At 37.7% G+C, this 23,718-nt stretch carries 22 protein-coding genes; 5 read left to right on the top strand and 17 right to left on the bottom strand.

The annotated features are described in order from the left end of the window. The first annotated feature begins 464 nt into the window (after positions 1-464). Both H4J76_RS10480 and H4J76_RS10475 read left to right on the top strand, forming a co-directional pair. Positions 465-893, top strand: coding sequence for a hypothetical protein (locus tag H4J76_RS10480; protein WP_182230551.1), 429 nt, complete (start codon positions 465-467; stop codon positions 891-893). Between the two features lie 822 nt (positions 894-1,715). After that, entirely contained in the window at positions 1,716-1,922 is a 207-nt protein-coding gene (locus tag H4J76_RS10475; RefSeq protein ID WP_182230550.1) for an antitoxin Xre/MbcA/ParS toxin-binding domain-containing protein, read from the top strand. 206 nt (positions 1,923-2,128) lie between these two features. On the opposite strand, the gene H4J76_RS10470 is transcribed toward H4J76_RS10475, so the two are convergent. From H4J76_RS10470 to H4J76_RS10410, 13 genes are all read right to left on the bottom strand, one after another. Beyond that, positions 2,129-2,410: a hypothetical protein gene (locus H4J76_RS10470; RefSeq protein ID WP_182230549.1), complete on the bottom strand. Its 282-nt coding sequence runs from the start codon at positions 2,408-2,410 to the stop codon at positions 2,129-2,131. A 307-nt stretch (positions 2,411-2,717) separates the two neighbouring features. After that, entirely contained in the window at positions 2,718-3,098 is a 381-nt protein-coding gene (locus H4J76_RS10465) for a hypothetical protein (protein ID WP_182230548.1), read from the bottom strand. Positions 3,099-3,142: 44 nt separating this feature from the next. Continuing rightward, positions 3,143-3,352: a peptide chain release factor-like protein gene (locus H4J76_RS10460; RefSeq protein WP_182230547.1), complete on the bottom strand. Its 210-nt coding sequence runs from the start codon at positions 3,350-3,352 to the stop codon at positions 3,143-3,145. Positions 3,353-3,554: 202 nt separating this feature from the next. Continuing rightward, the gene (locus tag H4J76_RS10455) at positions 3,555-3,797 is read right to left on the bottom strand and encodes a hypothetical protein (protein ID WP_182230546.1); all 243 of its coding nucleotides are present in this window, start codon (positions 3,795-3,797) and stop codon (positions 3,555-3,557) included. Positions 3,798-3,848: 51 nt separating this feature from the next. Beyond that, positions 3,849-4,013: a transcriptional regulator gene (locus H4J76_RS10450; protein ID WP_182230545.1), complete on the bottom strand. Its 165-nt coding sequence runs from the start codon at positions 4,011-4,013 to the stop codon at positions 3,849-3,851. Then, on the bottom strand, positions 4,010-4,270 hold the full coding sequence (locus tag H4J76_RS10445) for a hypothetical protein (RefSeq protein ID WP_182230544.1): 261 nt from the start codon (positions 4,268-4,270) through the stop codon (positions 4,010-4,012). The genes H4J76_RS10450 and H4J76_RS10445 overlap by 4 nt, the downstream gene beginning before the upstream one ends. Before the next feature lie 216 nt (positions 4,271-4,486). Further along, a complete protein-coding gene (locus H4J76_RS10440; RefSeq protein WP_182230543.1) occupies positions 4,487-5,053 on the bottom strand; it encodes a 4Fe-4S single cluster domain-containing protein in 567 nt (188 codons plus the stop codon). A gap of 1 nt (position 5,054) precedes the next feature. Then, a complete protein-coding gene (locus tag H4J76_RS10435; protein WP_182230542.1) occupies positions 5,055-5,558 on the bottom strand; it encodes a hypothetical protein in 504 nt (167 codons plus the stop codon). A 3-nt stretch (positions 5,559-5,561) separates the two neighbouring features. Beyond that, the gene (locus H4J76_RS10430; RefSeq protein ID WP_182230541.1) at positions 5,562-5,765 is read right to left on the bottom strand and encodes a DUF2997 domain-containing protein; all 204 of its coding nucleotides are present in this window, start codon (positions 5,763-5,765) and stop codon (positions 5,562-5,564) included. Beyond that, positions 5,765-8,218, bottom strand: coding sequence for a hypothetical protein (locus tag H4J76_RS10425; RefSeq protein WP_182230540.1), 2,454 nt, complete (start codon positions 8,216-8,218; stop codon positions 5,765-5,767). The genes H4J76_RS10430 and H4J76_RS10425 overlap by 1 nt, the downstream gene beginning before the upstream one ends. Then, a complete protein-coding gene (locus H4J76_RS10420) occupies positions 8,218-9,978 on the bottom strand; it encodes a hypothetical protein (RefSeq protein ID WP_182230539.1) in 1,761 nt (586 codons plus the stop codon). Before H4J76_RS10420 ends, H4J76_RS10425 begins: the two co-directional genes overlap by 1 nt. An 11-nt stretch (positions 9,979-9,989) precedes the next feature. Then, positions 9,990-13,373: a DEAD/DEAH box helicase gene (locus tag H4J76_RS10415; RefSeq protein ID WP_182230538.1), complete on the bottom strand. Its 3,384-nt coding sequence runs from the start codon at positions 13,371-13,373 to the stop codon at positions 9,990-9,992. 18 nt (positions 13,374-13,391) lie between these two features. Next, positions 13,392-14,999, bottom strand: coding sequence for an AAA family ATPase (locus tag H4J76_RS10410; protein WP_182230537.1), 1,608 nt, complete (start codon positions 14,997-14,999; stop codon positions 13,392-13,394). 720 nt (positions 15,000-15,719) lie between these two features. Here H4J76_RS10410 and H4J76_RS10405 point away from each other — a divergent pair. After that, complete coding sequence (locus H4J76_RS10405) at positions 15,720-15,959, top strand: hypothetical protein (RefSeq protein WP_182230536.1); 240 nt, start codon at positions 15,720-15,722, stop codon at positions 15,957-15,959. Here H4J76_RS10405 and H4J76_RS10400 read toward each other — a convergent pair. Continuing rightward, positions 15,956-17,275, bottom strand: a complete 1,320-nt coding sequence (locus tag H4J76_RS10400; RefSeq protein ID WP_182230535.1) for an integrase family protein — start codon at positions 17,273-17,275, stop codon at positions 15,956-15,958. The genes H4J76_RS10405 and H4J76_RS10400 overlap by 4 nt on opposite strands. 129 nt (positions 17,276-17,404) lie before the next feature. Here H4J76_RS10400 and sbcB point away from each other — a divergent pair, with 129 nt between their 5' ends. Continuing rightward, positions 17,405-18,880, top strand: coding sequence for an exodeoxyribonuclease I (gene sbcB, locus H4J76_RS10395; RefSeq protein WP_182230534.1), 1,476 nt, complete (start codon positions 17,405-17,407; stop codon positions 18,878-18,880). A 56-nt stretch (positions 18,881-18,936) separates the two neighbouring features. Here sbcB and H4J76_RS10390 read toward each other — a convergent pair whose 3' ends face one another. Next, positions 18,937-19,410, bottom strand: a complete 474-nt coding sequence (locus H4J76_RS10390) for an ArgR family transcriptional regulator (protein ID WP_182216839.1) — start codon at positions 19,408-19,410, stop codon at positions 18,937-18,939. 49 nt (positions 19,411-19,459) lie between these two features. Then, positions 19,460-21,523: a CapA family protein gene (locus H4J76_RS10385; RefSeq protein WP_182216841.1), complete on the bottom strand. Its 2,064-nt coding sequence runs from the start codon at positions 21,521-21,523 to the stop codon at positions 19,460-19,462. 234 nt (positions 21,524-21,757) lie between these two features. Here H4J76_RS10385 and H4J76_RS10380 point away from each other — a divergent pair, with 234 nt between their 5' ends. Beyond that, positions 21,758-21,922: a hypothetical protein gene (locus H4J76_RS10380; RefSeq protein WP_182216843.1), complete on the top strand. Its 165-nt coding sequence runs from the start codon at positions 21,758-21,760 to the stop codon at positions 21,920-21,922. A 232-nt stretch (positions 21,923-22,154) separates the two neighbouring features. Here H4J76_RS10380 and H4J76_RS10375 read toward each other — a convergent pair whose 3' ends face one another. Continuing rightward, positions 22,155-23,714, bottom strand: a complete 1,560-nt coding sequence (locus H4J76_RS10375) for an amidohydrolase family protein (RefSeq protein ID WP_182216845.1) — start codon at positions 23,712-23,714, stop codon at positions 22,155-22,157. Between the last annotated feature and the right edge of the window lie 4 nt (positions 23,715-23,718).

Below are 23,718 nucleotides of genomic sequence, written 5' to 3'. Positions count from 1 at the left end.
TTTCGGCGGGAGCTAGGCAACCTCACCAAAAAATATTTAATTTTTTATTATCTTGTGAAAATAAAAACAGGGAGAACTAGAGGTAAACCAGCGAATGATGCGTGCAGCTAAGGATAAAATGAAAAAATACCCTTTTGATGTGTTTTCACAAATTTTTTATTGAGGCGGAACTATCAATTAGACCAAAATTGCCAGCATACAATTTTAGTTAAAATTTTAATGGATTGCATTATTTGCCAGAATAATAACTAGAAAGATAGATACTAACGCACTCAATTGCGTTTCTTTGCAGGAGAATTCGACTCATAAAAGTTTTTTCTGAGTCGACTTGAAATAAAAATGATGGCATACTTGATTTACCTCCTTGGCTGAGGCCACTGAGACTAGATAAAACTTACCTATTAATATTAATAAAATATAGGGGGTAGCGTTTAGTTTCGGATGCTCATCCCCTGGAGAATCAAATGTCCTCACAAATTGTACAACTTACTGATAAAAAACTTTTAGAACAGTTAATTCTAAATTTACAGCAACAAGTCTCTTTATTAACTGAGATTATAAGACGTAGTGATCCAACTCAAACACGAGTACCTCTTCGTAAAGAATGTAACGGAACGTCTACCTATCGACGTACCCAAAAAAACAAACCAATTAATAACACAAGTAGTCGTAAGCACATGCTTGCGAATCAAAAAACATACGATATCACTCAGAAGCAGCTTGAACCCGCCCTTAACTTCTCAGAACTCCACAATCAAAGTAGTGATGAAACAATAAGCTCAAAACGACATGAGCAAGTTATTAAACCGTACCTCTCCCCCCAAGACAAGACCCAAGCCTCACTTGTAGAGACTTTTGATGAACTCGCATTGCTCTGGCAGTATAGCGAGTAAAAAAGAAACTTTTAAATTCTGAAGATCCCATTCCATCATAGTGAATATGACGTTAGCCTCAGCACCACTTAATTTCACTGGTTTAAGCGTTATTATAAATAACGATTAAATAATTCAAATAAAATACAACCAGAAAATTTGTAAATAATAACCACCTACTCTAGTAGGTGGCTTAGTTTATAAAAACAATTACAAACCATTGCCTTTTTCTTAGGCATCCAGTGATTCGCATACGTAAACTCATCAAAATCACACAAAATAAAAATCACGTAAACGACTGCAACACACTGTTTTACAGCAACTTAAAACTAAAAAAAGAAAAATAAAAAGGTAACAATAGGATATTTATGACCTGTGCCGTAGCCGTTTACAACTAAATTGATAGCTGAATTTATTATTACGGTTACTTATAATTACTAGAAAAGGATAGTTTTGTGCCTTTTATTAAACTGAAAAATATTTGCGCAAATGTGGAAACATGACAATTTTAAGCTAAAAATAAATTACCAGAACTTACAAAATAGTACATATACATTGTCCCTAAACATAGCAAATAGCAGTTCTTGCCATCTCAAAAATCAACTTATCAAGATTTTATTAAAATAAATGCAAATTATTTTCGCCATTTCATTTTTGACTCAATTTTACAGCCCTTCTGTAACGGAACCTGTAGGGTTGTACAACGCCTGACCGCCAGTTTTCATTGACGTTAGACACCCTAAGCCAACTCTGCTAAGTTTGGTTTGAAAGCAGTGAACTTGATGGTTCTCAATTTAATTTCTCGTTTAGAGCATGCAGTTTTTAGCTAAGGTAGGTCTTGTTATGAAAAACGACGAAGAGAGGCTAGTAGCCATAACCAAAGCAGCTCAAGAGTTCTTTGTGAACGATAACGAAGCCGCTCAACGTTGGTTAAACCATCCAATTCACGGTCTTGGTCTAAAGCGGCCTGTTGATATGATTCATACTGATGAAGATACTGAAATTGTCTTAAACCTAATTGGCTGCTTAGAACATGGTATGTTTGTTTAATCTAAATAACAGGCACAAAAAAAGTTAGCTATCACGGCTAACCTTTTGTCTCTTTCGGGAAAGGGTTAAAGCCCCTGCAGGACGACATCAAGATAGCGTCAAAATCATGAGACTTCAAATAATTGAAAGCACTCTATCCGTTTGAATGTTATTTTAAATAAATCATAACTAAAGGTCAGACTCAATCTTCAACATATATATTATCATTAAGCCAGTAGTCTGCATGAATATTCGTTAATAGCTGCAAACTCCGTTAATTTTTTGGTTGTAAATAAAACATCTCTTTCGTATCTACAAATAAGATGAATAGTCTGCTCTTGCTCGTCAATTATAGCTCTTGTGTCATTCAATACACCGTCAATGTTAAAGCTACCATCTGATAATTTGTGGACTTCAATTGCTTGAAATTTAGATATTGCTAGTTCTTGCAGTACTTGCATAACATCGTTACCCTGATTAATCATAAGTAGTATATTACTGTGCGCCATAAACTTTCCTTTAGTATATAAATACTTAACTTGCTCATAATTCGTTTGAGCTGTTTTGTGTAACCCTCTCGGTATTACATTTTTGTAACCCAAATATGAAATCACTTCAAATGGTTACAAGTTTGTATCCCTTTACAGGTTACAAAAGTGCAATAATACTGCAAGTAAAAAGCCTTGCAATTAGCACGTATCCAGCTAACTGCAATGCTTAGCATTTTTTGTGACTGGCGTAGTAGTGGTTAGCCTAAATACAATCGTTTTTTCAGCCCAAAATTTACAAGAAATATCACTCTAGTTTTAATAGATTTCAGTCTTCTGGCTCATCGACCGCTGATTGAAGTGATTCGTCGTCTCTGAATTGTTTGTTAGTCTGAATATTTTTCAAAATACCAGCCGCCGCACCTTGCCATGATAGGTCGCTTGAATGCCTGTACCATGTCAGAACACCTGAACTATCCCCGTTGATAGCAAGCTCATTCCCTTTATCGTTTATAAACTTAATAGGGATTTTAAGTAGACCAAAAATAGCAGCAATATCTTGTGGGTATATTGCTGTTTCATCATTAATATTACCTACCGTACTACCAAGCATCATGTCATGAAACTTTCTAATGAGATCTTTGGCATCATCTTGCTCGTATTCTCTTTTAATTTCAGCTTCTAGAGCTGAAATAGTTACATCAGACATAGCGCCACTTTTGGATGATTTTAATATAAGCATTTGATCGTTAATCATTTTAGTAAACGCTCAGCTAGAAGTTCAAGCGCAGCCAGTTTGTTTTTGTGTTGAGTGCGCAGTTCAACACTTCGTACTATAATGCCAGTGCTAATATGCTTTATTTCGACGCCAACTTCTGCACTGCCAATTAGTGACATTGATGAGTGGCAGATGGATATTTCTATTTCACTATTATCAAGGTTTGTATTGGATAGATTAATCATAGCTAGAATGTCCTTTAAAGTGTCCGTCAAATCACAGTAATGTCCTTCAAAATGTACTGTCTATTACTATGTTCAGTCAATTTCAAAAGGGCTTGATAGGCTTCCTCGCCTTCGGCAATTCCTAACATTTCAGCAAGTGACAGAGTTACCTCGTCAGGTTCATTATTTGGCTGTTTACTCATAACTACCTCAGCTTAGTTTCCTATACAAATAATGGCTTTCCTGTCGATTCATGTTCAGCAATATCAGCTGTAACTTGAGCTGCATACTCGGCTGCAATAAGCTTCACATTTTCTTCTGCGACTTTAACTACAGCCTGTGATAGCTTAGCCAATTTCCGGTACTCTTCTTCGCCGAAGAACAATTCAATAACCTCAGTATTTGTTAGACTCGATTGTTTAACAACGCGTTCATCAACGCGCTTTTCTATCTTAGCCTGTTTCATCAGTAAAATCAGTCATAACTACCTTAACTTATCTCATTAGATGTCATGTAGCTAATGGTCGAAAAATGACGCAGGATTGATCCCGAATCGTTTTGACAAAGCGGCGATATGCTTAACTGTCAAAGGTTGTTTACCGTCAACAATTAAAGAGACTATATCTTTATCACCAATTTCGTCGGCAAAGTCAGCAGTGCTTAGCTTATGATGATCTATCAATATCCTAGTACGCTTTGACCTGCGTCCATTTCCTCTATCCAATCGTTCATTTCCTTGAACTCGGGTGCCGTCGCTTCATAACGCTCAATGATAGGAAACAAGTAATCTATAAATAAATCATTTTTCTCGGCATCATCAACAAGACTATCCATCAGGACTATAGCATCGTCATATTGCGCTGGTGTATGGATACCTTTTCGAAAAGGCATCATTTCTTGTAGTTCTTGGCCTAAACGTATTATTTTTTCAGTATCCATAAATTGATGAAATGCCCTGTAAATTATCAGTGAAAATACATCTAATTAATTTTGATTTACAATCAAGCCTAAGTGTTGCCCATTAAGTAAGTCTAGCTCAATAAATAACTTTGGGCGACATTTTAAATTTGCGAAAACGACTGCGAAAAATGTTCACTAGGCCTACTTATAGTGTTGAAATCTCTACCTTTACTAGGTTAACAATGTATCAACTGGCTAAGATGGATAACCAAGCACACGCACTTCGCCCGTTTCTTCAATAATGATTTCGACTTCGTTTAGTCGTTTTGACCTTTGCTCAATTTTTGATTTTTTTGGATAAATTAGTTCCTGATTTTCAGAACCATACCATTGGTTATTGGTATTTCTATCTTGTTCCTGGTATCGACCTGACACTAATAAATCAACGTTAGCTTCTACTGCGGACCAAAGCTGCTTCTGCTCAATTTCTGGCTTGGTATATCCGGTATATAACATCACTGTTAAGGACGTGAGGCGCTTAATTTCTTGTATTAGCCATACTGTATTTTCTGCTTGCTCGAGTGGCTCTCCACCTAAAAGAGTGACCCCCTCAATATCTTGTTCAGCCAGAATCTGAGCCAGTAGAGTTTTGCGATCCAATAGTTCGTTGGCCTTAAATGACCACATTTCTTTATTCCAACAGCCTTTGCAAGCGAGCGAGCAACCTTGCAACCACACTGCAAAGCGCCTGCCAGGTCCATAAATATGGGTGGCAGGCTCAATGTGAGAAATATTAAACTGGGTACTGTATAAGTTCTTCATATTAAACTGAGCGGGTTAGTACTAACTGAATTTTTCCTCGGATATGCTTTTCTTTTACACTGTATCCTTGTGCCTTCGCTTTGGCAATTGCCTGCTGGCGGGTCGCTTCTACCCTGTCAATTCTTTCTTGCTCAATGCGTTGTCGTTCAAGCTCTGCAATGTTGTCGAGATGTACCTGATAACAGCCTTGATAGGCAACATTTAACTCGTTTAAAAAGCGACTCACAGATTGATACTGTTTTTGTGTAGCTGATATAATACGAGTGGCATATTCATCTTGATCATGTTGCAATTGCCAGACATCGCCATTAAAACAAAATAGCTGTAAGCCATTATAATCTCGGCGGTTGGTGATGATGTCGCCAATTTCGACATTTGACTGCTGTCGAAAATTATTAATATTCTCAGCAGTTGTTAATACAGGCTCTGCTCCTAATGTTGCTAAGGCTGAAAATAGTACCTCTTTAATAGTGAAAGGAGTGGTTGTTTTGATCACTGCACTCATTACTTAATTCCTTAGCTTAATCGTTTCAATGCACTGAACCGCTTGTTGCTGGTGATACTCATCGGTGGTTTTTACATGAATAAGTCCTGTAGTATCTCCTAAGATCTCTTCAAGCGCTTCTAAGCAGGCCTCGCCTTTGAATCCGTTTGTTTTGGCGGTTATAGCGCCTTCCCCATCGATGGTTAATGTGATTTGTTGCTCAGGCATTATGTATCCTCTCTTGCTTGCTGTGGTGCGCACAGTTTGGCGTTTAGACGTTGCGCTTCCTGTTGTGCCTGCTCTAATAAATCAAGTGATGATAAAGTGAGATAGCGTTGGTTGTTTACTTCGAATAATTCCAGATCCTGGCAAATTGGCAGTGCTTCATTTGGCCAGTTGATGTTTTTAGCTTGGCTTTTACTTTCCTTGTTACCCAGTTGTTTACTTAGTTCATCGCTTTCGTTGGTTTTGCGATAAGAAAATGCAGAACCGTGTTTATCAAGTGAGTCTAGGGCTATATTCTTGTCATTAAGGGCGTTATCTAGTTTCTTTTGTGCTGAATCTAAATCTCGTGTCACTTTGTTGCGGAGCTGGGTGTGAGTTTCAAGCGCTTTTTTCAATGATTTATTGGTGTTCTTTGTTAGCCATACACCCAACGCGGCAGGTACCATTGAATAGATTTTGGTGATTTCTTGTTGTTGATTATTAAACGTTTGCTCGCACTGTATTTTCCAGCTAGCCATGAATAACTCTTCATTAGCTAAAATCTGCTGCTGGCGTTGCTCATTTTCACTTTCTTTAGCTTCTTTTGATACTTTTTTACTGTTGTGCGAACTTTTAATTTCCTTTACTCGCATCGAATGTAGCGTTAATAACTCGGCTAGTTTCGGGTTGCTATTTTTATTGAGCCATTGAGTTGCCTGCTGTAGTGACATTTCCGCTATTTTTTCATTATCTTGAGCTAGCTGTTGAGTGAGTGTTGCTAAGGCTTTATCTCGACTTGCGACAAACTCATTATATGCTTGGGTATATCTGTCTTCCTCCGATTTTTTGAGGGTATTTACGCTGTGTTTCTCTTGTGAATAAATATCTTCTTTATGCTGTAAGCTCTTTGTTAATTGTTCTTTTTTGTCGTGCCACTGCTTTTCTAGCTTGGCTTTGTCTATCGCCTGGTCGGTAGCATCATCATCATGAGAAAGCTGTTTAAAGCAGTCAAGGTAGTTATTTTGTTGCTCTGCTCGTTCGGCAGGTGTTGCCGTGATCATGTCTGGTTGAAGAAGCGCGGTAATACTCTTTTTTAGTTTCCTATGTTTGTGTTGCTGGCCAAGTGAAAAGCTACTGAAAAAAGATGAGATTGACTGTGATACCGATGTGCGTTTTGTATCAAGCCTATTAAGTTTGACTTCAAGATCTGCTAAAGCAGTTAACCAGTTATTATTGGCGCTGTTCCAGCTGGTATATAGCTGGGCTTTAATGGCACCTTGCGGGCAGTAAGGAGGGTGACGTTGCACGTTATAATGAATGCTCTTTGCTAGGTATTCACGAGTTAAATCGGTGTGTGAACTGGTTAGTTCTTCAATGTTATCGTATAAAAAACTATCCATATTGTCAGTGTAAACGGGGGCAAGCTCAAGCTCTACAGATTGCTCGCATTGATAAACGTTATTTGCTTCATCAACAAACATAAATAGTGAATCTAAATTCTCAACAGAACGTGATTTGTCGAGTTGCCATTGAGCCGCATCAAAGGCTTGGTTGAGGCTATTGGTTAGTTCGGCCGACTGCTGGAGATTCAACTTGAGGCTCCAATTGACCTGCTGATTTGTTGCGCCATTAGGAATGAACCAGCAACCACTGTGTGTTGCCACAATGTTGGGAACGTTTAAGTCTGTGAGTGCTACACTTTTATTATCACTAACTAATGATTCCGCTAATTCGGCCTTATTAATATCTAAAATGCTGTGAGTTGCCTGCAATAGCTTGCTTGCTAATGCGGCATCAAGATCATGGTGATTGAGTTGGCTAAATTTTATGTCACTTGCCTGAGTAAAATTACCTGATAATTGTTCCGGCAGCTGGTATTGATGATTAACCACAATGGTACCAGCAGGGTTTGCTACCGCTTTGTCTGATTGCTCGCCTTGTTTGATGACTTGTTTTTCGCTTTTATCCCAAAATAAATGGCAAAAACTACGATAAGTATCTTGGATTTGTGCTGCTGTTAATTTAATAAAGAAATTATCATCGTCCTCATTGCTGGTAAAGACAGCCGATGAATTTAAGATATGACCAACTGGCGAAAATGTAGCGTGATCGCCAATCAGCAGCGCACCTTGTTGTGGTTCGCCAGTGCGGATTAAGCAGCGACTCGATAGTGCACTAATCGCCTGTTTATTTTTATGTTCATTGCCTAAATACAAATAAATCCTGATGCCTTTATCGGCGGAATTTTGTAGTGCTTTAATGATGTCTGCGTTAGTTAATTGGTCTGCTGAGAGTAGTAAGGTCAGTCGAGTATTATCAATTAAATTGATAATTATTTGTTGTTCTACAGCCACAATAAATACAGGTAAACTGAGGTTGTCTTCGGCTTTGCAGCCCTGATCGATAAAAATAGGCGGCAATAATTCATCGTGATAATGCTTAGTAAACGATTCTTGTTGTATCTCTAATGTACTCATTATGCTGTTACCTCAAGCGTATTGTGCGCTAGTGCACCCTGTAAATATTCTGGAAGTTGTTCAATAACTATTGGAGTGAATGTTGGGTAACCTTGAGCGTAATAAGCGGAATCTTTGCTGATTAAAAAATCCAAGCTAACAGTACATTTCCAGGCGGTAATATGGTCATTTGATTGAAATATCCAGTAGCGGTCATGATTGTCGGCGCGCTTAGAAAACGATTCTATATTCCATGGTTCAGGGCATTTGTCTGCTAGTGCTTCCGCGTCACTTAATTCCGTAAAAATGGTTATATCAGAGCTGCTTAATTGCTGTGCAATTACCTTAAGCAGTGACTGTTGGCGGCTAGTTCTTATGTACCGGTCTGAGTAAATAAACTTGGTGCAAGGCTTATCTAAAGAGAGTTTCTTAATGAGTTGCTTGATATCGACTGGCTCTTTATCAATTAAGGTTAATGGCAGTGCTGCAATAGACGACAGGCTTGGAGTTAAATCATTGATTGCGGCGCAGTGCCAATAAGCGTGAGGATTCTTCTCTTTAGATAAAGCCCCAATAAGATTATTGCCCGATAACGGCACTAATTTGTATTGCTTAAGTGCTGGCTGAGCAAGCCATGATAGTTGTTCTGCTTCCGCGATCTCTGTTTCTTTAAAACTTCTGGCATGATAGCGCTCTAGCCAAGCCAAGTGCCATTGACTAACTTCTTCTTGAATTGGCTCAACTGGCAGGTGATGAATATTGACATGGTCAAAGTAACCATGTTGAGTCTCCATTTTGAATACAGGATAATTATTTAAGCTAAATTGACTCAGCATTCCCTGATATTGTTTAGTTAACGCAAACGGAACGCTAGCTCGCTTAACCTGCTGTTGCCAGTGTCCATCAAGATGTGTTGCCAGTGATGAAAAAATAGTAGAGGCTTTTGATAAATATTCATTCTGCTGGTATTCGAAATCGACCGGACTATCTTGTTTTAAATCACGTCCTGATAAAATATTTAATGGACCTTTGAGTGTGATGCTTGAACTGTCTAAAGTAAGATCCCAAGTTAAGTTGAGCGTTTTATTGTCGGTAGCACTACAGATAACCTCTGGTGAAATAGAAATAATATCTTTAGTGCTTAATCTGTTGTTATTATCTTTTTCGCTACCCGAAAATTTAACCGTTAGTGTTTTAGAAGCATCGTCCGGCGGATTAATAGCAAAGGTTGATTGCGCTGCATGTCGGCCTTTATGCAATATATTATGTTTTGGCTCTTTAAAGGCATTATCACGTTGGATTAATAATGCTCTAGTACCTAACAGCGGATCGTTATCGCTATACCAAATATGATAAAGCCCACGCTCGCTAATGGGCATTTTCCCCGTGGTGCACACTCGTTTAGCTTTATCGGTTAAAGTGTTGTCGTTGTTGAGCAGGCCTTCTATTTTTAAGTAGGATGTTAATCTTATCGGTAAACTATTCGGATTTTGTTGTGCCTGCTTGAGCAAGCTAACGATGTCTTCTCTTTTTTGTAATAGACAAATGGTCGCGATAACCGGATAGCTTTTAACATTGAGTTGGCGTGATAAACTCATTGAAAACTCTTGGTCGTTTGTATTACTACCAGAACCATTATTTGCTTGTTGTTTTTTGGCTGAGTGACGCGGATTATTATTTTTAGAACTAGCTGATTTGTTCTTGGCAACGCTAGCGTTTAATTTTGCAAGTTCGCCAAAGCCACTGGTTGTTTTTTTTGTTCTGTTATTTGGTTGATTCATTTAAATATTCCTTAGCGTATCGTCAGGCATGTCTTTGCTTTAGACAACTGCTTTAATTCTGGTGAACGAGACTTGCTTGAAAAATAACTGTGATGCCCGACAATCGCTAACTGGTATCTGGCGCGTGTGATCGCTACATTTAAGCGATTTGGCGCATCTAGAAAGCCATCTCGTGTTGTGTTAACCATGCTTAACATGACAAAGTCAGCTTCTTGTCCTTGAAAGTAATCCACCGTGGCCAATTTTATCTGAATGCCAAGGTAATCAAATTTTGCATAGGATCGGTTATTGCCAGTCAGTTTTTGCAGCGCCTCTCGTAAGGCTTTTTCTTGGCCTTTGTAAAAGGTTAGAATCGCCATATCATAAGGTTCATTTTTTATATTTTTGACCTTACCTTGTGCCCACTTACAAAAATTTTCAATTTCATCGATGATGCGTTTTACTTCATTCCGGTTAGAGTTTTTATCTACGCTACCCTGTACATCAATCCAGACATTATGCTTGGTAAACCTTGGATAATTCCATTGGCGTGCAGCACTGACTTGGTTACCATCAAATAGCGAATTGTTGTTATAAAACTGATCGCGTGGGTAAGCTGAAATATCGGGATGCATCCGATGCTGGTAGGTTAATGTTGTATGACGCTGTGATTTTTCTGTGCGATGAAAACCTTGGTTTAAGGTGGTGACAGAGTCAATTTTACGCTTTACTAAACCATCACCTGATAGTGCCTCTAAGATCGATGGAAAGGCGATATTCTTAAGTCCATGCACCCGCCCAAGTACATTAATGGCGGCTGGGAGCAACCTATTAATCTGGATTTCAAGTCCTTTGGTTTTTCCTTTTTCTGATGATAAGCGTAACCAATACTCTCGCTCTAATCGCCAGCATAATTCTTCAGCCCAGTTGGTTTCTTTGAATCGGCTTAAGTATGCCTGGTTTATATCGGTCGATATTTTTTTGTGATCTTTTCTAAAATCAACACTTTGTTTGTTTTTGTAATTGGTGTTATGAATAAAGGCATGGTGCTTCGATTGCCAGTGTTCACTCAACATAATTGCATCGACTGGTAGGCAGCACTCCAATGTGTTTAAAGCGCTAGGCGTGATAAAACAGATGTTATGCAGATAAAGTGGCATTGGGTTATTTAGTATCTGTGTTGGGCTATAAATACTTAAACTTTCATTTGGTTGCTCGCCAATAAGTAGTAGCTTGTTGAGCTCAGTGCAGCTCTGGAATCTTGCTTCTATTTCTTTACCTAGAGCCTGTAATACTCCAGTTGAAACAGGAACGATTAGCTGATTTTTATAAAGGTTATTTTGATCGCCTCTTAACTCTTCGAGTAAAAAGCACGCTTGCTGGATATCTGGTGATAGTAATTTGGCTGCTTCGTACTTTGATGATTTCTCATGGCCACGACCTGGTTTTAACATTAGCTGCTGTAGATTACATACAATTTGTTCGCGATCGGTAAAAGGCGATAATTGTTTGACATCGCCTACCAGGACAAAGCTTTTTGCGTATTGGGCCGGCACTAAAAATTCTTGGAAGGTTGTTTTGCTGCATTCATCAATAATCATGACATCAAAAGGTGCTGCGCCATTATCTAGTGACACATTTCGCTGCCGAAATAGCTTTAAAATTCCAATGGTAGTCCCACAAACTAAATTAGAAGAATCAACTAGTATTTGTTCAGATATGTCATATGATAATACGCTATTGATGCTGGTTAGTTGATTGTCATACTGAAAATGTTCAACATTTGTTGCTTTATTTTCATCACCAATACGTAGTGGGAATATTTCATCAAGCAGGTTGTTTTCTTCAACCCGTTCTAACACATTATTAATCGCAGCATGTGTCGAGGCACTTAGCAGAATGCGCTTACCTTGGCGTACTAATTGAACAATTAATTCTAAGATGGTAGTCGTTTTACCTGTGCCAGGCGGGCCATCTAAGATGGTAAAATCACTAGAGCCTAATGCTTTGGTGACAAAATCGCGCTGCTCTTCACAGCCATCAAAGTTAGGATCGCTTAGTACTTTCCAGTCAATTGATTTGGCGTAGGGACTTAGGTGTGGCCACTGGATACTATCACGGTTTTGTAACAGCTTAATTAGCGTTGCCTGACCAGCTGATGGGCGCTGCATTAAGTTATTAATCGCATCTCGTTGTTTTTTTAGTTGCGATGTATCTACCTGCACACGTAAGGTGGATGTGTCTGATATTTGAGGATACACCGACTTATGTCTTTGTTTGTCGATGTTATTTGCTAATAGTAACTGGCGTTCTTCCGGTTTTGATTTTATGACCTTATAGCCAGGGCCACGGTTGTTATTTTTACTGTTTTCGCCATGATGAATGTTGACGTAGTCTTCAAAAAAACAATCTAAAACCGATTTACCGTTGTCATCAGAATTCTCGGGTTCAATGAGTTGAATCCAGTGTTCTTTAATTTGCTCTTTGTTTATCGTTAACCCGAGTTGGGGGTATTCGCTACAAACGAGGTCACTAATCGCCTGTTGATCTGTTTGTTGTGCTTGCAGGCTAAACCCTGATTTTTTTTTGTAACTAAGGTTCCACTGCTGTTCTACTAATGGTTTTTCGTGGTGACTAAAATGACTTACTGATAATTTATTTAATGAGTCTTGGGTTATATCAGTGATGGTAGCATATTTGATTGCTGGTTTTGTTGCGCTGAATACCAACCAGCTGTTACCGGTTTTAATTGGATTTAGTTTTTCTAGTTGTGCTAAAGCGCATGTGCTTAAGATAGTGAAATAATTTTCAATACCGTCAATGATAAGTTTAGATGTTGGGGTGATTAATCCTGATATGGTGACAGTATTATTTTTGGTGGTAGCTGTATATAAAAAACCATCGACTTTAACGCTGTTTAGCGTGCTTAGGTCTATGCTAAGTGGTCGTAATGTTAATTGATAGCCAGACCATGTAATCGTTTTGATTTCTAACAGTTCAGGCAGGAAAAGCTTGTATTTACCACCGCTTTGCACGAAGTCATTTACCAATATATCAAATGACTGCCGGTCTTTGCCTTTGCCGACGGTAATTTGATCATCAGGGTCTGGCATAAAATCATCATCAAGTGGCGTGCCATCAACTTCTTCAGTTATTTCATACCAGCCCAAATTGTTGTCTTTAATTTCAAGAACAGAAATTGGGCTGACTTGATAAATTTTTTGCTGCGGAATTAGTTGGTAACCCACATAAGATAAGGGTTTCCAGTTGCAGCTTACCTGTTTACCTTCTAATGCTTTAATACTATTTTCTAGATAATGCCTAAAGGGTATTAATGTATCTGTAGCGCCTTTTGATAACTTATCAGCACTGATGCTGATGTTGTTCTCAAGCGCAGAAAAAAAAGGGTTTTCCATAACGACTTCCATTTCTACTTATAAAAAGGGGTTTTCGCCTTCTTGCTTTAAACGTACTTGGCTTGATGGCTTTTTATCATCTAACGGTTCTGGTTTTTCGCTGCTAGCAGGGACTGCACGTCCTTTTGCCCACTTTCTCGTGTTATCAATAATTTCGTGCATAGTTAATGATAATGGTGAGGTATTTTGTATGGCTGTTTTTAAATACTCGAATTCTAATGATCTCCCTGCATCAAATGATAAAAACATCGCTTCTTTTACTGCTTCTTCCAGTTCTGCACCAGTAAACCCTTGACTAATAGCCGCCAATTCTTGAATTTCTGGTTGGGAAAAATCATCCTGGCGGTCACGATTTTTTAGATGAATATTGAGTATTTCAATCCGATCCAATTCGACAGGTAAATCGACAAAGAAAATTTCATCGACGCGACCTTTCCTTAGTAATTCCGGTGGCAATTGTGCAATGTTATTAGCTGTTGCAACGACAAACACGGGTTTTTCTTTTTCTTGCATCCAGGTTAAGAAGCTACCTAGTACCCGCGCTGTTGTGCCTCCATCACTAGAGCCGGAACTTTGCATGCCAGATAGACCCTTTTCAATTTCATCAACCCATAAAATACTGGGCGAGAGCGTTTCGGCTAGTTGCAATGCTTGGCGCATATTCTCTTCAGACTGACCAACTATTCCGCCGTATATTCTTCCCATATCGAGCCTTAATAGCGGCAATTGCCAGGCATTAGCCACGGCTTTGGCCGCTAAACTTTTACCTGTCCCAGGTAACCCTAGTAGTAGCACACCACGCGGTGTTTCTAGGCCATAGCTTTTTGCATCTTCACTAAAAGACTGCTTGCGGCGATTGAGCCAAGATTTTAAATTATTAAGACCGCCGATATCATCAAGAGTCGCTTTAGGGTGGAAGTATTCTAGGTGACCACTTTTTCTTATTACCTGCTCTTTCTGGCTGACAATAAGAGGGATTTCTGCGTCTGTTAACCGTTGTTTTTCGCAAGCAGCCTTGGCAAAAGCAAGCTGTGCTTCACTCGTAGAAAGGCCCAGTGCAGCTTCTAATAATTGCTGTGTCGGAGTAAAGTCACGATCATCTAACTGAAAACGTTGTTTTGCTTGTTGAGCTAATTTTTCTAAATCGTGAGTGTCGGGTAATGGCATCATCATGACTTGTACTTCTTTCTCAAGTTCAGCCGGTAGTTGGGGATACGGTTGTGATAAAATTACCGTGCAATCGGTGATCATTCCTGTTGAAACTGAGGTGGAAAAATTTCTTAACCTGCTAATTTGCTGATGCTCATGCTCTTGTAGATTAGGGTGAAAATCTTCGATTAAGAAGATACTACCTTCTAGCGAAATCTCATCGTCATCATCATTATTGATTAGTTCTAAGATTTCATGAGGTTGCTTATAGTCATTAGACAATACTTCTAATAATGAATCCTTATACTCTCTGAGCCCGTTTGTTCGATCCCAAATATAGACAGAAGTATCTAATTCACTTGCCACCTTAAATGTTGCTGCGCGGATGCGTAACGTTTCATGGCTAATTATTTGAATTATTGGGGCGCCCGCTTGAATGTTTAATTTTAGTTGCGCACTGAAGCTTTTTGAATTCAATTTAACGTCCTTGTATACAAAATTTTATTATTTATTCGTTGTGATTTAAAATGTCTATTATTTTTGAATAGAACTGATAGAAGCAAATATTAACAATGCCACTCAACGAAAAATACTTCTTATTTAACATAACATTATATAATAACATAGGCTACTATTGAAGGTGGTTAAAATAAAAAACAGGTAGTTAGTGCTGACTCCTACGGCATAACAATTCAATTCAACACATCAATGTTTGCTGAACATTAGCTGTCACTTGTTAGTGACCACCACTAATGATATTTGCAGACTTTGCATAACGATTAGAATATTATCACTCTAGGCTATAATACCTATCATGGTTAGTGAGAGGAACTCAGCTAACCTAAAAATCACTAGATAATGTAAGCCTAAATAATCATCCGTACAAAGCCTAGGTATTTATGAGCAACTTAACTTAGCGACAACAATTTTAAAGAAAAGCATTCCTCAAGTCCTACCAATCAAAAAAAATTAAATTTTTTTACAAAATCAAAAGTACTGCGCCAGAGGCGATCATGGCCCACAGCCCTTTAAATATAGGGTTACTGAGAATTCAAGACCTTGTAAGCAGCATTCTAATACATTATATTTACTTTAAATCGAGTAACTAATCGTAAGAGAAATTAGCACTCTGCTATTACGGATTGAGTATTGAACCTCAATGGAAGTTATTAAACCAACTAATTAAAGGTATTGAATATGAGCCATCAAACATTAGATCTTAACTTAACACAAACATATGGCCCTACATTAACTCTAAAAGAGTTATGCAAGCTGATGAAAATAAGTCGTTCAGTATATTATTCGTCTATTAATAGTAAAAGTCCTACATACAAAGAAGACTTTCCACTGCCATTAGCTGGTTTTCGCAAGAATTTATTCATGACTAAACAGATAGAAAACTACTTAGATAAACTTAGCTACATCAAGTCTATCTAAGTAGTTTGACCTATATGACCTGATACTTTATTTATTTCCTTTTCAAGAATGGACCAATACATCTCATAAGCTTCTAATTGTTGATTAATATAATCAGCCTTATTGTAATGAGCCATCGTACCTTTGAGCTTATGTCCTAGAATTTTGTCAGTAATAGGTAACCACTTAGGATCAATTTCACAAAGTGTAGACGTTATTGAGCGCCTAAAATCATGTGGTTTAATCTTTGAAATCCCGCTCTCTGCGAATAACTTAGCCGACATACGGGAACAAAAGCGATCAATGGCATGTATGGAAATTTCTTGCCCTGTGCCTTCCCCCGGAAAAACAAAGCCCTTTTCCCCATAAATTTGAGAGAGTTGATTTAATAGCTGTCTAGCTTTAACAGGAATGGGATGCTTTTCAGGGCGCTGTAATGCATCATCACCTTCCTCCATACCTGTGCGCTTAGTTTCTTTTTTACGCTTAGGAGCAGGTATTGTCCATATGTTTAACTCAAAATCAAAGTGACTCCACATAGCAGTCCTAATTGCTGTATTCCTACCTCCAAAAATAATGATTAATTGGAGACAGATTTTTGTTTGAGGTAACGCTCTTGATTTTTCAATTTCTAGCCATAGCTTGGCAGTTTCATTTGGGGTTGGTGTGCGCTCTCCAACCATTGGAGTACTTCCTACATCATTAACTTTAAAAAGTAATAGTTTCTGATTTTGAATAATCTCTCTCATAGCAGCCCATGTTACTACTGTTTTGAGTAATTTAAGCACAGAGCCTGCGGTGACAGGACTTCCTTCCTTACATATCCAATCAAAGTAATCCATCCAATTAGCATTTCTTATTTCTTCAAAGGGAATATTTAAGTGTTTCTTCACCCAAGCTTGACTTAATGATTTGGGATTTTTAGGTTCATTTTTAATCCACTTATTTATAGTACTAAGATAATTATCATATGTTGATTTTTTAAATTCTTGTTTAGCAACACTATCAAACCAATGTTCAACAAGTTTGATAAGAGTTAACTTACATTCATCTTTATTTTTTTGTTTTTTTGCATTCCATACAAGCTTTGGATTCTTTCCTTCAAATAACAGACCTTTAAGTTCAGGTACTAATTTTCTCACTTCTCCTAATGTTAAATTAGGATAATGACCTAACGTCAAACGTTCAGCTTTATTGTTAAAACGAAAACGATATTGCCAAGCAATTTTGCCTTTAGCTGAAATTCGTGCGCTAATAGAGTCTCGATCAGCAAGCTCAAAAGGTTTATCATGTAACTTATTGTAGTACTTCTTTAATATAGAGTCTGAAATCTTCATCCGCTCTGTACACAATGATAAATAATATGTACACACGAGTGTACACAAAAAATAAAAACATTAATAGATTCATTCAAATAAACCAGAACAAAAAAAAACACAAAAAAAGCCACAGGCCAATAAAACAGTATGGTAAAAGAATATAACAGCGCAACTAAAAATAGTAAAACACAGCCTACTCTGCTCTGGCACGATTATGAAACTTTCGGTATATCGCCGAAGTTTGATAAACCGTCTCAGTTCGCCGGTATACGAACCGATCATGATTTAAACATTATTGGCAAACCAGAAATGTTTTATTGTCGGCCGCCACAAGATTATCTTCCGCAGCCGGAAGCTTGTTTAGTTACGGGTATTACTCCGCAGAAAGCTCAGCAAGAGGGTTTATCTGAGGTTGAGTTCGCTGAACGTATTCATACGTTATTTACCCAACCTGATACCTGCGTTGCTGGCTATAACAGTATTCGTTTTGATGATGAATTTACCCGTTACCTTCTTTATCGTAATTTTTACGACCCTTATGCACGGGAATGGCAAAATGGTAATTCTCGTTGGGATATTATTGATATGGTACGAGCTTGTTATGCCCTTCGCCCTGAAGGTATAAACTGGCCAACCGTTGAGCGAGATGGCGAACAAGTGGTTAGTTTTCGTCTTGAGTTATTAACTAAAGCCAATGATATTGCTCATGAAGCCGCGCATGATGCGATGAGTGATGTTTATGCCACTATTGCGATGGCAAAGTTGATTAAAGAAAAACAGCCTAAGCTTTATGACTTTATTTTTAATCTGAGAAATAAAAAGCAGGTTGCTGAATTAATTGACGTTTATAATATGACGCCGATTGTTCATACCTCAAGTAAAATTTCATCGGAGCACGGTTGTACCAGTTGGTTCGCCCCTTTTGCTTATCATCCGGTTAATAAAAATGCCATTATCGCTGTAGACTTAGCGTTAGATCCACAGCCATTATTTGATTTAAGTAGCGATGAAATCAAAGCGCGATTGTATACTCGACACGATGAATTAGCCGATGACGAATTACCCATTCCCATAAAACTTATTCATCTCAACAAGTGCCCTATTGTTGCGCCAGCAAAAACATTATTGCCTGAAAATGCCGAACGTTTGAAGATCCCTCGCGAGCTTTGTTTAGCAAATTTGGCTAAGTTAAAACAGCATTTAGAAGTAAGAGATAAATTAGCAGAAGTATTTGCTGCCGAAGACTATAGCGACCAAGCAAAGCCAGACGCTGAGCACTCTCTGTATGGAGGTAATTTCTTTTCGCACGGTGATAAAGCACAAATGGATATTCTACGTGAGCTTTCACCTGAACAATTAGCGACTCACCCGTTTATTTTTCAAGATGAACGATTAATGCCTTTATTATTTTTATATCGAGCCAGAAATTATCCATTAACTTTAAGCAGTGCTGAACAACAAAAGTGGCAGCAGCGTTGCCAAGACAAAATTCAGTTTGGTGGCAAAGGCTTATTAAGTGCTGATGAGTTTATGATCACGTTAGAGAATTTAGCGCATGAACATGAGAGCGATGCAGGAAAAATGAAGGTGCTTAAAGCGCTTTATCAATACTTACAGTCTTAAGGCTAATAATATGAATGCCTTAGATAGTTAAACGTTAACTATCTAAGGCATGAAACTTAACTATCGCAATTCATATCTAGATAATTTATAAGGTTATTTGTTGTTTCTTCAATATTACTCACGTCACATGGAATGACTAATATTGTATTATCACTCGCCATACAGGCTAGAACTCCTAAGCGCTCGCCCATATCCTCAACAATCTTTGAAATCAATGTCGCTGCACCAATAACCGTTTTGATAATTATTTGTATATGATTGTGTTTGATTTCTAGAATCACAGAGTCAATAGACTGTTTAGCTCGAGGAATGTGTTGTTTTAATGGCAACCGATAAACAGCGTCATTATTGTTATTACGAAACTTTATTGCGCCCACCTTTTTCAATAAGCGTGAAATTCGTGTTTGTGTAATATTATCAAAACCACGTAATGACAACGCACGCGTTAATTGTAACTGAGAGCCGAAACGCTGGTCATTTAACAACGATTTTACCGCATCAAGTAGCTCAGGTTCTGAAATATTAATCATAAATATTGTCTACTATTTCCGTTATATAAAACAAAGGTTTCTTCCTAATCTAATGCTTTAGCGTTATAGGTTGTTCAATAAAACGGTCAATCCCTAAATACGATGCTTGAGCGCTTTGACTGTTATAATTACTCGGTTCAACCTGTTTGCTATAAGCTGTTTGCCATTCTATCAATGCAAAATCATCAATATTAAGCGTTAACTCCTCTCCATTTTCAAGAATAGCTTGAGCAATGACTCGATAACTTTTATAGCCAATTCGTGGTGAATCAAACTCTATTTCAACATTTTTCCATTCTGTATTTTCACTTAAATCTATTGAGCCAATTAAATGTTTTTCACCATTTTCAAAGGCATCAAACAGTTTTTGACGGGTTTTTCGCCCTTGCCAATAGAAATTGATTTTCACCGAAGCTTGTACATTGAATTTTGCTTTTAATGTCATCGGACTACTTGGTTTATATACTCTTTTAAAACTCTGCATACCAAAAGTATTGCTCTGTAATGGTTTTAATTGTATCGATAAGCTATGTTGTCCACTTGCACCAAAATCATTAATCGACGTACTTTCTCGGTCAAATAACCAACCGCGTTCAGGGCTATCAAAAAGCATAAAGGTTTCAAAGTCACTGCCATTAATAAGGTTTGTCCCTAAACGATAACTCACCTTGTTATTAGGTAAAACGATTTGTGTGATAGGTGCTTGCCATGGCAATTGATATAAACTGGTAACACGTTCATTAGCGCTAAACGTTAGTTGTGTTTTTGATGTGTCTTGAGGTTGAACTGTATCTAAAACTTTATTAGCGGTAATAACACCGTGACCTCCTGATTGGGTTATTTCCGTATTACGAATTTTAGACAATGTTTTAAGGCGTTTCATTACCGTATAGCGATTAGTACCTGTTGCAGGTGTTGGTTTATAACCTTTAACATAAATAGGCACTATTTCTGCGCGATGAAATTTTTCACCATCAAGCCATACATACAAAATAAAGCTATGTTGAGTCGCACTAAAGTTTTGATCGAATATAAAATTCCCCATTGAATAGGCAATTAACTTATTATCATAAAGCTCTAAACCTTGAGTAACATGAGGATGATGGGCTATCGCTAGCGCTGCACCTGCATCTAAAGAAGATTTCAATCGTTGTTCAGTAACCCCTGTAGGGCTATTGGCGTACTCTTGGCTACCATGGTATTGAACAATGGTGATATTACCTTTTTCGACTTGCTTGGTCACAGAACTCAACATATTTTCCATTGAGCCATATGCTGCACCACCATGATCGTTATTTGCCGTTTGTGTGGGATTTGCGCTACCTTCCCAACCTACGTAACCAAGCATAGAAAAGTTATTGTTCTTTATTTTTTGTTCATGGGCTTTCAAGGCAGACTTTTCATTAATACCTGCACCAGAATAAGCCAACTGACTTTGAGATAAAAACTTTAACGTAGAATGTAATCCTGAATCCATATAATCATAAGTATGGTTATTACCGAGGGATACATAATCAATACCTGCCCAACTTAACGCATCTAATATTTCAGGTTGAGAATAAAAAGTGACTGACTTTGGTGCTCGTTCAGTCGGTTTTTCATCGGCAATTTGTGTTTCTAAATTAACGGCAGCGTAATCTGCGATACTCATGTAAGGTTTAATATGCGAGACAATAGCGCGACTATCTGCTGCTTTATTATCTGGATGTATCAATATTTCATCACCAAAATAAGGTTTATAAAACCGTCGTCCCATCATAACGTCGCCACCAAAGGCCAACATAACCCGATTTTTCGCTTTTTTAACTAAAGTTATATCACTAATGTTTTTCTCTTTATCTAGAGATTGCGATAATTCAAAATGGCTGAATGTTTGAACATTAGAGAAATAATTAGGATGGGATAAAACAATTTGGTAACTATCAGAAATATTAGCATGAATAACAAATGTGCCTTTCTGGTTTGTGGTAACTTTTTTATCTCCCACCTGCACATCAACACCAGCAAGTGATTTTCCTTGTTCGGTATTTACCTTGCCATTAATAACAAAAGTATCGTTAGCGAAACTGTTTACCGTTACCATGAATAATAAAACTGACCAGAACTTGTTCATTAAAACTCCTAATTTAAAACAATCAACATGTACTACTATATAGATTTTTCATTGAAACTTTTATTCATAAAACAAACATCCCTATAACCTAAGGGTATGGACTTAAACCTGATTAAACTCATTAGCATTACCTATAGCCTTCATTTATGAATCACCAAAATTTTATAAATATTAATGTTGAGAGAATTGAGTGAGGATAAGTCATACCCTATTAATGATGAAACAGAGGCAATAATGAAAAATTCAACAACTAATAATGATGGAGAAACAACTGAAGATAAGAAAATAGCCAATTCATTTTTTACGCGTAGTACATTAAGTGATGCACATGTTAAACCCTCACTGTCTACTTATGAAAGCGACGATATAACGCCCTTTTATATATTAGGGTATAATTAAGAAATTGAATGATTGCTTTTGGGTGGATTTGGTTGTAAATGTCAAAACAACTTTTTTAAAGATTTTTAAACTTTAGTGTTAATACGATTTAACAGCTTTATTATTGTCTAGATCCCGTCCTGTGATAACAGGAGATGTAATTAATTCATCATGAGAAAAAACGTTATTGAACTAAGGTTTAATAACGTTATGGTTTCCACTTACGTATTACTGTTATTAACTAATGAGCAAGTTAATTAACAAATTTACCGGCAAGCTTTTTCAAATACTTTCCTTGATGAATGACTAATTCACCATTTAGCATCACATGCTCTATCCCTGTTGAATATTGGTTCCAAGTAGAAAAGTCAGCCTTCGCACTAAAGGTTTTTGGATTGAATACAATAATATCAGCTTTATAGCCTTTAACTAATTTCCCTCTATTGTCTAAACCAAGAATTTCAGCCGTTTTACTTGAACTTTTTTTAATAAAGTCAGCTAAAGTAAGTAGTTTCTTTTCAACAACATACTTTTGATATTTTTTAGGGAAGCTCGCATACTTCCTTGGATGACCATTAGTTCCATCTGACGATGTAACCACCCAAGGTTGTATCATGAATTTTTCAACATCTTGTGGCGACATATTAAAAGAGGCAACACGAACATCACCTTCTTGTACTAATTGAATCGCTGTAGTAATGGCGTCTGATGATCTTTTGTTTGCCACTTCAGCTAGAGTTAATCCAACAAGCTCTTGGTTTTTAAAAGCAGTGATCAATAATGATTTTGGTCCACCGCGCCGGCGAATGTTTTCAGTAATTTCGCTACGTAGTTTTTCGGCTAACTTAGGATCATTTAATCGTTTATAAAAGGCTTCTTTTGAATCAGCCATGACCCATTTGGGCATTACTGCACTGTGTAATTTAGTGCCTGAAGCTAACCAAGGGTATTGATCAGCTGAAATACTTAAACCGCTCGCTTGAGCTTGCTCTACTTTTTCAATGACATTTTTACTTTGCCCCCAAACATCAACACCCAACGCCTTAATATGAGCAAGGTGAAGATGTATATCCGCTGCACTTGCAATATGAATAGCTTCGTCGATTGCTGCACTTAAACCGATATTAAAAGTACTTTCGTCGCGTAAATGCGTATCATAAACCCCGCCATATTTACTCGCAATTTTAGCCAGCGTTACGACTTCTTCGGTATTGGCAAAACTTCCCGGTACATAATAAAGCCCGCTTGATAAACCTAGCCCGCCAGCCTCCATTGCTTTCGTCAATAATAGCGACATTTCGTCAAGATCTTCTTTTGTTGCAAAACGTTGAGCTCGGCCCATTACTTCTTCACGCAGACTGCCGTGACCAACGAGTAAACCAACATTAGTACCAATACCATTAGCTTCGAGGTCTTCAGCTGCTTTTGCAATATCGACGGGACCTTCACCATCATTTCCATTAATAACCGTCGTTACGCCTTGGGTCAGGTAATTTAAATTATGATTTTTATCCTGACTATAAAGCTCTGCTAAGCTATGTGTATGTGGATCAATAAAACCTGGGCTAACTACTTTGCCTTTAGCATCAATGACTATTTTAGCAATTACGTTATGATCACCTTGTGGATAAACACCACAAATAATATCACCGCATAGTACGATATCTAATGCTTGTGCTTCACCATGGATACCTGTGTAAACTTGGCCATTTTTAATTAAGGTATCAACCTGCTCTTTCGGTTCAAAAGAACAAGAAAATAAACTAAGCAAACAGCCCGTTATTAATACTTGTTTAATCATTTTCTGACTCATTAAC

Source organism: Colwellia sp. BRX9-1 (assembly GCF_014077195.1).
In the GTDB taxonomy this organism is placed as follows: domain Bacteria; phylum Pseudomonadota; class Gammaproteobacteria; order Enterobacterales; family Alteromonadaceae; genus Colwellia_A.
This window is presented reverse-complemented; position numbering and strand designations above follow the sequence as displayed.